The sequence below is a fragment of the Methylocystis sp. H4A genome, from assembly GCF_015709545.1.
In the GTDB taxonomy this organism is placed as follows: domain Bacteria; phylum Pseudomonadota; class Alphaproteobacteria; order Rhizobiales; family Beijerinckiaceae; genus Methylocystis; species Methylocystis silviterrae.
The window spans coordinates 981542-988601 of sequence record NZ_JADNQY010000028.1; the positions used below are offsets into that span (position 1 = coordinate 981542).

Sequence of the window (7060 nt, forward strand, 5' to 3'; positions counted from 1 at the left end):
CATGCTCGCCGGCCTTGCCGCTGCGCCCGTCGCCGGGCTTCCTGCCATTGCTGGCGTCGTCGCGGAAGCCGACCCGATCTTTGCGGCCTTCACCGAATACGAACGCGCGAAGGTGGCCAAAGACTTGATCATGGAAGCTGCTGATGATTTGCGGGGCGATACCGCGGCAGCGATTAAAGCGGCCGGCCTAGACCCGAGGGAAATTCTCACCGCTCGACGATTGGAAACTTGGCGTGAGATGGGGCTTTGCTCCGATGAGGACTATGAGGCGGGTCTGGCCGAGCTCGAAGGCCCACCAAGCGAATATCAAAAAATGTGGATGCGCCTCGAAGAGGCGGAAGACGCAGACATGGAAGCGAGCCAAGTAGCCGGCGCAACTGAGCGCGCATTCTACGAGACAGCCCCGACGACGCACGCGGGCGCCTTGCGGCTGCTCCGTCACCTCGCTGACTTTCTCGACGAAGATGACGTGGTCAATGACCTTTACCTCGGTGACGTAGTGGGCGACGCCATCCGCAATGCAATCGCGGTGCTGGACCAGGAGGCGCGGTCATGAGCAACATAATCAAGTTTTCGGACGCGCGCGATCGTCGGCGCGGCAAGGTCCCCCGCCATGCTGACGTGCTGTCCTTTATGAAGCGGCGGAAACCAAGGGGAACAGGCATAAACTATTGGGCCGTGAAGCCCTCGGGGAGCTACTCTCGAGACTGCGAAACCGGCCGCGCGCTCGCGGGCGAGTATCTATCCTTCATCGGTCGATATCCCACGAACGGCAACGCCACTCTCCTAAATAGCATCGTGCGCGACATGGCGGGGCGACGCCAAATTGGCGGGCTGGAAATTGGCTTCCTCCGTTGCGTTAACGAGCATGCGATGGTCGCGGCGACGACGCTGGCCTGTCTGGATGCGCGTCGATGACTGACCTCAGCAACGTCAAGGCGCGGCTTCACCGTCTGCCGCTTCGCACCATCATTGCGATAACGTGGCGGATCAAGCTCGCCCGGCTCTTCCTTAGGCTCGCGCGCGTCACGGACACATACGAGGGCGTGGCGACGCGAATGTCTCGCCGCATCGTCGAGAGCGCCGAGCGTTGCGCCTGCAAGTCGGACTATCTGCGGCGAAGGCTGAAACCGTGACCTTTGACCGCGCCGCGATCCTGAGGGACGCTCACAAGCGAGCCCGAGACGGCAAGCGCCTCGGGCTCGGCTGGACATTCGGGCAATGCCTGAAAACGGGCTGGGCTGCGGCGAAGGATCGGCGCAAGGATCATGCTCGAGGATTTGCGGCGTAAGGTGTGACGGATTAAGCTTTCTACACTTCGCCGGTTTTGATCTCCTCTTTGCCGGCGCCAGGACGCCCCGACCGTGGATGTAACGGCGGGGCGTTTTTTTGTTTCGTCGCCGTAGCAAGCAGGTCGCTCTCGGTTACGTTGGACTCCTGCGAGTGGCAATGCTAGCATCCGACTGCGTCTAAATGACGCACGTCCCGCAAAAGCGCATAGAAACAAAGTGCGGCTCCTGGGACGGAGCAGGAGGAACGCCCATGGCAAGAGAACTCGAAGTCACCTCTAGCACGTATTTATTCGCTGGAATCGGCGCCGTAATCATCGGCGGTCTGGCCTATGCAGCTCTCGGCGGTCTTTCGAACACAATCGCTGCTGCGGTGGTGGGCGGTTTGGCGGGCGGTTGCCTAGGGCTTTTCTTCTAATCAGCAATTAGGTCGACGCAGGGTAGGTTTGGCTCTGCGCCGGCCGATCTTTGCTCAGAACATTATCTGACAGCGTTCAGTCTGGATCGTCAGGCCTATGCCGCCAGCCTATGAACATGCACGTCGTGGCCTCCATTGTTCTGCATGGCAGACATGGCGGCGCGTTCGTGTTCTTCGGTCCGGGTTCGCGCCCACAGCAACAGACCGCCGCGCGCTAATTGCGCCTGCACCCAATTGCGCTGACGACGTCGAATGAATGCGCCGACGCCCAGGCCAATCACGCTGGCGGCCATGCCAGCGCCAATGCCCGCAAAGATCGCCTCGGCGAAACTGCCGTAGATGGTCCAAACGGCGATCGCGCCAGCAGTGGCGCCGACATAGAAGAGCAGGCCGATGAGCGCAGCTTTGCCTTCATTAAGCGACTCGGCTTCGATGTAGGAGATGCGAGGAGCTTCATCGCTGTCCTCGATTTCGACCGAGCGTTTCGATCCAATCTTTTCGCGCGTCCTCGCGTCTTCGGTGAGCAGGCTGATTTCGGATCTGTCGAACCCGTGAATCATCAAATAGTCAATGGCGGACTGCAGCTTATCAAGCGAATCGAACAGGCCTACGACTTCGGTAAATTCGCGGTGCTGTTCGAGCGCAGCCGTTTCATTCGATTCCATGGAGTTCCTCCCGAAGCTCGTACTCTTGAATCGAAGCCGGCCTCTGTGTGCGCCCTTGCCCCATCTAAGCGGGCATTCGCCGTGTGGCCGTTGTATCAAATATCAGCATGCCCCCGCTTGAAGCTTTCGACAAGGCCAAGCCGTAACGGAGCCGTGGCGTATTGGAAACTCCAAGCCCCAGCGACGTGCTCAGCGCGAAGATCGGCGATCGTTAGAGGGGCGGGTTGCCTGCATCCGGGGAAGATAGCGGCGGCCCGCGGCGCTCGTCGCTGCTACTATCAGAGCCCCAAGAACCCCAGAAAGCCCTTTTTCTTTTTGAGGCGTTGAACGTCTGCGGCTTCACGGCGAACCGACTCTCGGAGTTCGAGGATTTTTTCGTCGGGGATCGAGAAGTCGATTGCGGACAACGCCAGATTCCGGCGAGCGCCTGCAAGTTGTTCTTGCATGTAGTCGGCTAGGTGCTTTTTCGCCATGTCGTCCGCCTGATTATCCTGCTAATCGTAACGTATCGGGCGGCGACGATTATGACACAAGCGTAGCCACTGAGCCCGCGATAATTTGAGCTGGCGCCCGGCCGCCCTAAAGGCTAACTTTCTGCCGGCGGGGATTTCTGGAGACGCGCGCGATGAAGCGCCTTGTTCTCGTCGACCGAACGAGCAATCGAGTTTCCGGCGACACGTCGGCTCTCGGGCCGCATGCGCGAAATTGGGCCGCGATCGTCGACCAGTTTGACGATGATACCGCGGGCCTGGCCGCCTGCGCGGCGCGCTTTCTGGACCAGAGCTTGGGCAAGACGGCTCGCGACTACATCTTCACGCCATTCGCCGCAGATCGAGACTCAGACGGCTATCTGATTTTTGACTGCAGCGGTTGCGAGGATGGGTCGGCTTCGATCATGTCCGATCAGGTAGATACGGACGAAGCAATCTACGCCATTATGACGAGCTGCTTTTATGTCGGCTACGTTCGACGCGACCATTGACGATCAGGCCTCAGTCTAGCTGACTGCGTGAAGTCTTAGCTTCTAATTCGCCCAACAACAGCTGAAGCTCACCGGGCAACGGCTCGACCGTAATCTTGGCGAGCTTAAATTGAAGCTGCTTGCCGATCTGGAGCGTGGCGTTAGCGGATTGCTCCTGAAACTCACGCGCAAGCACGCCTCGCCATTCATCTGGCCGTAGTTCTTTCATCACGTCCCGCCCCTCGTGTTTTTCGCAGCCCGCCAAAAGCGCTAACCGATGCGCGGCGGTTTCGTTCCACAATTTCATTGAAAAATCGGTCTCGCGCTTTACCCCGGCGCAACCAACGCCGGATCGGCGTCGCAGACGCCAGAGCGGTTTACCTGCGGCGAGACAATCCATTCCTGCAAGGCGTCCTCGGGCGGCGCGCGCAGCAATGAAAAATGCGGATTGTTGCCCGCCATCCAAGCGCCAGCGTCGCGCCAATCTAGGATCACCGGCATTCGAGCGAAAGCGCGGCATCCAATCGCTGGCGCGACCGGCGATGGTCGTCCCCGAGTCGACTATCGCTATTTCCAGTGCACGCAGCGGCGCTGGCCCAAGCCGTGGGTCGAGCTAAAACGCCGAGTCCATTTTATGCACCGCTTGCCCTCAGGTGGGTGGACTGCTGCGCCTGGCCTAATTCTGCCGGCCTTCTGGACGAAAGACGTCGACCCAAAATCTTCCGGCGGGAGCGAGGGACGCATTGGTCCCGCCGAAACTGACGTAGTCGCTGCAACGAAAAACGCTCCGCAAAGAGCCACGAACAAAGCGGTCTTCAAACTCCTGCTCATTTTTTCCTCCCGTAATTTCAAGTCTACGCTGAAAAGGTAGATCGCCGCGGTGCTGCGTCTACTGCCCCCGGACCGAATGCGGGGCGTCCGGTCGACGTCGGGTTGACGCTTGCGGTGCGCCCGATACGGCGGCACAGATGCTGAGTGAAGCGACCGCACATGCCTTCGACTTTCACTCTCGCAGCGCATTGTAGCCGTCTTTGAAGCCATCAAGAGCGAATATGTGGCGAAGCCCCTCACCGGGGTTAAAGTAGATCGTTATTAGCAAGTTTTTGCCGCTGAGCATCTTGCTCATCAGGTCGTTGCCGATAGCGCCTTCAGTAGCACAGGTAATCTGAGTGCATCTGAAGAATGGTAGCTTCGGGAATTCAGTCTCGTCGACTTTGATTCCCACGCCTTCCAACAAGAAAGTTCCCAGCGGCGCGAAAACTTGAATCACTCCATTGGGCATGCCAGCCGCTTTTCGGACAGCAACCATCAATCCGACATTCGGCTGTTCCTCGGACACCGCTTTTTGGACCAACGCGCATACCTTGACGTTATTCGTCGACGGTGAGCACTGCGTTTCCCAAGCGCCGATTTTTGATGTTTCGAGCTGCTGCGCTAGCGCGGCGCCCGCTAAAAAATCAGCGAACAGCAGACAGGCGAGAACACTAAACAATGACCGTCTACTGCATTGCATTGGAGAGCCTTGTTATTCACATGCGCAGCCTGCGCACCCAAGCGTCGCGCTAACAATCGCTTGTCCGATACTACGGTCAATCCGGCAGGACCTGAACCTCCCTAGCGCCGCATTCCGGCAAACGAAACGCCGGGTCTTCGGCAGGTCGATAAAGACGAAGCCCGCGGGCGCTCCCCTGTGGACCGTGCGGTCAAATTCACGGGCTTCGCAACTTTTGCTGGGCGCTTCCCAAATTCTACTTTCGTTAAATGAGCAATGAACGGCGCCCTCAGCAACGGTTCAGCCGCTCTGGGTGACATTGCGGGCGTGGATCGAGACGAGGTCTCGACACGGGCCAAGCCCAGGAGTTCATCCATGACCCGCATTGCTCTTCTTGCCGCTGCTTTGATCGTTTCCGCGGCCGCTCTGGCCGAGACGACGTCCGCAATGAAGCCTGTCGCGCCGAGCGTTGCCCAGGCGCCTATCGCGAAAACGGCAACCGAGTCGCAGCGGCTCGACCTCAATTCCGCCACTCTCGACCAGCTTACGATGGTTAACGGTCTCAACAAGCACCTCGCCGAGGCGATCGTGAAGGGGCGTCCCTTCAAGAGCGTGGACGACCTCGCAACGAAGAAGATTCTTTCCGTGGATGTCTTCAGTGAGGTCAAGGACCATTTTATCGTTCGCTGATCAAATTGCGCAGCATAAGACGCCTCCGAGCCCGGTCAGCGATGGCCGGGCTTTTTCGTGAGATGGTCGATGTCTTCAGCACAAATCGCCGAGCGGTCCTCGCACCGGAGCTGGCCGCCATCCGCGCCGCGCTTGAGGCCGCCGGCGTCAAATTCACGAATGGCGATGCGCCTGGCGTGAGGCTGAAAAAAGCCCGCGGCTCTCACGGCCGTGCGCAAGGTGGCTAACGATGGTCTCTGTGAGAGGCGCCGTCCCGCCAATTATTGCTGCCCGCCGATTTCTTGCCAATAAGGCCGAGCGCTATAATGCTGATGCACGCGCGTCTCCCACTCACGATCCATCCAGCTTTCGTCCGTGTAGTCCGGCGCGCGCTCGACCAAGTCCTGGGTGACATCCGCGAAGTATCCACGACAGTCTCTGTCGTATTTCAGCGATGTCCAAGGCAATGGATGATGGCCGGGATGCAGGCACATGTAGCCGCAAAATTCGACGACCGCGTAAAGAACGCGGCCCGATTCCATATCAATCATGAAATGGTCGATCTTGCCGATTTCCTTGCCACTCTTATCGTAAACGGCCGCGCCATCGATGTGCTGGCTCGATATCAGGTTGATTTTCGGATTTGAGGCTGCAGTCGCCATTGCGCTCTCCTATGCGTAGGACGCCGCCCGCCACCTTCCAGCAACGCTCCTTCTCACGCTCTTTGAGACGGATCGGACGCCTCGCATCAAAGGCAAAGGCCAGCGGCGCCATTCACACCGTAAACGCATGACCCTGTGCAATGTTCCTGGACCGCCTTCGAACGGCCGAGAGCACGATGCTTGCAAAGATGTGCGTAAGAGACCGTTGCCTCGGCACTAAAGCTCCGCATCTTACTTCCTAAAAGGGTGAGCCAAGGAGGCGAAGATGTTCAAAAAGATTCTTGCTGCGATCGATCTCACCGAATCTCAGATGACCATGCAAGCAATCGACAAGGCTGGGGCGCTCGCCAAGGCTTTCAATAGCGAACTCAGGCTGGTCAATGTGCAGACGCTGATTCCCATCGCCTTCCTCGACTACGTCAAGGGAAATTTCGAAAAGGATATTCGGCAAGGCCTTGAGAAGGAGATCGCGGCCCTAGCGGCTAGCATCGATCATCCGACAGGCCGAATCTCGACCGTTGTGCTGTTCGGTCCCGTCTATCAAAAGGTTCTGGCGGAGGCCGAGGAGTGGGGCGCCGAAGTCGTCGTCGTAGGCTCCCACCGGCCAGGAATGGATCGGTTTCTCATTGGCTCCAACGCCGGCGCCATCGTACACCACGCAAAGTGCTCCGTGCTCGTCGTGCGGCAGTAGCAGCTACGGGGTGCAGGATAGCCCAACCGCAACAAAGGGCGAGCATGCCATGACCGATCGACGCCCATACAACGGCGCTAGGTAGCCATAACTGCCATGGATGCCGACAAGACAACAATTGAGCGAGCGTTCGAACTTGCTCGCTCCGGAGATTGCAGAAGGGTCGGCGATATCGTCGCACGCCTTGACCGCGAAGGATACGACGGGCGTCAG

The 7060-nt window shown here is 58.7% G+C and carries 15 protein-coding genes; 7 read left to right on the plus strand and 8 right to left on the minus strand.

The window, feature by feature from the left end; all coding sequences use genetic code 11:
• Position 1: 1 nt before the first annotated feature.
• From IYW40_RS21310 to IYW40_RS21325, 4 genes are all read left to right on the plus strand, one after another.
• Positions 2 to 556: a hypothetical protein gene (locus IYW40_RS21310; protein ID WP_196400550.1), complete on the plus strand. Its 555-nt coding sequence runs from the start codon at positions 2 to 4 to the stop codon at positions 554 to 556.
• Positions 553 to 918, plus strand: coding sequence for a hypothetical protein (locus tag IYW40_RS21315; protein ID WP_196400551.1), 366 nt, complete (start codon positions 553 to 555; stop codon positions 916 to 918). The genes IYW40_RS21310 and IYW40_RS21315 overlap by 4 nt, the downstream gene beginning before the upstream one ends.
• A complete protein-coding gene (locus IYW40_RS21320) occupies positions 915 to 1136 on the plus strand; it encodes a hypothetical protein (protein WP_196400552.1) in 222 nt (73 codons plus the stop codon). Before IYW40_RS21315 ends, IYW40_RS21320 begins: the two co-directional genes overlap by 4 nt.
• A gap of 406 nt (positions 1137 to 1542) precedes the next feature.
• A complete protein-coding gene (locus IYW40_RS21325; RefSeq protein WP_196392331.1) occupies positions 1543 to 1707 on the plus strand; it encodes a hypothetical protein in 165 nt (54 codons plus the stop codon).
• A gap of 95 nt (positions 1708 to 1802) precedes the next feature.
• Here the strand turns inward: IYW40_RS21325 and IYW40_RS21330 are convergent, their stop codons facing one another.
• Together IYW40_RS21330 and IYW40_RS21335 are read right to left on the minus strand one after the other, a co-directional pair.
• Positions 1803 to 2372 carry a hypothetical protein gene (locus tag IYW40_RS21330; RefSeq protein ID WP_196400553.1) on the minus strand — a complete coding sequence of 190 codons (570 nt, stop codon included), beginning with the start codon at positions 2370 to 2372 and terminating at the stop codon, positions 1803 to 1805.
• Between the two features lie 278 nt (positions 2373 to 2650).
• Positions 2651 to 2845, minus strand: coding sequence for a hypothetical protein (locus IYW40_RS21335; RefSeq protein ID WP_196400554.1), 195 nt, complete (start codon positions 2843 to 2845; stop codon positions 2651 to 2653).
• A gap of 152 nt (positions 2846 to 2997) precedes the next feature.
• Between IYW40_RS21335 and IYW40_RS21340 the strand changes: the two genes are divergently transcribed.
• Positions 2998 to 3354 carry a hypothetical protein gene (locus tag IYW40_RS21340; RefSeq protein ID WP_196400555.1) on the plus strand — a complete coding sequence of 119 codons (357 nt, stop codon included), beginning with the start codon at positions 2998 to 3000 and terminating at the stop codon, positions 3352 to 3354.
• A gap of 10 nt (positions 3355 to 3364) precedes the next feature.
• Here IYW40_RS21340 and IYW40_RS21345 read toward each other — a convergent pair whose 3' ends face one another.
• The 3 genes from IYW40_RS21345 to IYW40_RS21350 all read right to left on the minus strand — a co-directional run bounded on the left by IYW40_RS21345 (position 3365) and on the right by IYW40_RS21350 (position 4825).
• Positions 3365 to 3640, minus strand: coding sequence for a hypothetical protein (locus IYW40_RS21345; RefSeq protein WP_196400556.1), 276 nt, complete (start codon positions 3638 to 3640; stop codon positions 3365 to 3367).
• 20 nt (positions 3641 to 3660) lie between these two features.
• A complete protein-coding gene (locus IYW40_RS22160) occupies positions 3661 to 3795 on the minus strand; it encodes a hypothetical protein (protein WP_281432877.1) in 135 nt (44 codons plus the stop codon).
• Between the two features lie 541 nt (positions 3796 to 4336).
• The gene (locus IYW40_RS21350) at positions 4337 to 4825 is read right to left on the minus strand and encodes an invasion associated locus B family protein (RefSeq protein ID WP_196400557.1); all 489 of its coding nucleotides are present in this window, start codon (positions 4823 to 4825) and stop codon (positions 4337 to 4339) included.
• Positions 4826 to 5101: 276 nt separating this feature from the next.
• Between IYW40_RS21350 and IYW40_RS21355 the strand changes: the two genes are divergently transcribed.
• On the plus strand, positions 5102 to 5515 hold the full coding sequence (locus tag IYW40_RS21355; protein WP_196400558.1) for a helix-hairpin-helix domain-containing protein: 414 nt from the start codon (positions 5102 to 5104) through the stop codon (positions 5513 to 5515).
• 35 nt (positions 5516 to 5550) lie between these two features.
• Here IYW40_RS21355 and IYW40_RS21360 read toward each other — a convergent pair whose 3' ends face one another.
• Both IYW40_RS21360 and IYW40_RS21365 read right to left on the minus strand, forming a co-directional pair.
• Complete coding sequence (locus IYW40_RS21360) at positions 5551 to 5721, minus strand: hypothetical protein (protein WP_196400559.1); 171 nt, start codon at positions 5719 to 5721, stop codon at positions 5551 to 5553.
• A gap of 54 nt (positions 5722 to 5775) precedes the next feature.
• The gene (locus tag IYW40_RS21365) at positions 5776 to 6156 is read right to left on the minus strand and encodes a PRC-barrel domain-containing protein (RefSeq protein WP_196400560.1); all 381 of its coding nucleotides are present in this window, start codon (positions 6154 to 6156) and stop codon (positions 5776 to 5778) included.
• Positions 6157 to 6421: 265 nt separating this feature from the next.
• Here IYW40_RS21365 and IYW40_RS21370 point away from each other — a divergent pair, with 265 nt between their 5' ends.
• Complete coding sequence (locus IYW40_RS21370) at positions 6422 to 6847, plus strand: universal stress protein (protein WP_196400561.1); 426 nt, start codon at positions 6422 to 6424, stop codon at positions 6845 to 6847.
• A gap of 3 nt (positions 6848 to 6850) precedes the next feature.
• On the opposite strand, the gene IYW40_RS21440 is transcribed toward IYW40_RS21370, so the two are convergent.
• Positions 6851 to 7060: hypothetical protein (locus IYW40_RS21440; protein WP_210327394.1), on the minus strand; the 210-nt coding region annotated here is incomplete at its 5' end.

Bases quoted from the DNA above. Each gene is read 5' to 3' on its own strand.
- IYW40_RS21345 (WP_196400556.1), bottom strand. From the start codon at position 3,640: ATGAAATTGTGGAACGAAACCGCCGCGCATCGGTTAGCGCTTTTGGCG.
- IYW40_RS21355 (WP_196400558.1), top strand. From the start codon at position 5,102: ATGAACGGCGCCCTCAGCAACGGTTCAGCCGCTCTGGGTGACATTGCG.
- IYW40_RS21310 (WP_196400550.1), top strand. From the start codon at position 2: ATGCTCGCCGGCCTTGCCGCTGCGCCCGTCGCCGGGCTTCCTGCCATT.
- IYW40_RS21335 (WP_196400554.1), bottom strand. From the start codon at position 2,845: ATGGCGAAAAAGCACCTAGCCGACTACATGCAAGAACAACTTGCAGGC.
- IYW40_RS21325 (WP_196392331.1), top strand. From the start codon at position 1,543: ATGGCAAGAGAACTCGAAGTCACCTCTAGCACGTATTTATTCGCTGGA.
- IYW40_RS21315 (WP_196400551.1), top strand. From the start codon at position 553: ATGAGCAACATAATCAAGTTTTCGGACGCGCGCGATCGTCGGCGCGGC.
- IYW40_RS21340 (WP_196400555.1), top strand. From the start codon at position 2,998: ATGAAGCGCCTTGTTCTCGTCGACCGAACGAGCAATCGAGTTTCCGGC.
- IYW40_RS21330 (WP_196400553.1), bottom strand. From the start codon at position 2,372: ATGGAATCGAATGAAACGGCTGCGCTCGAACAGCACCGCGAATTTACC.
- IYW40_RS21320 (WP_196400552.1), top strand. From the start codon at position 915: ATGACTGACCTCAGCAACGTCAAGGCGCGGCTTCACCGTCTGCCGCTT.
- IYW40_RS22160 (WP_281432877.1), bottom strand. From the start codon at position 3,795: ATGGCGGGCAACAATCCGCATTTTTCATTGCTGCGCGCGCCGCCCGAG.
- IYW40_RS21365 (WP_196400560.1), bottom strand. From the start codon at position 6,156: ATGGCGACTGCAGCCTCAAATCCGAAAATCAACCTGATATCGAGCCAG.
- IYW40_RS21370 (WP_196400561.1), top strand. From the start codon at position 6,422: ATGTTCAAAAAGATTCTTGCTGCGATCGATCTCACCGAATCTCAGATG.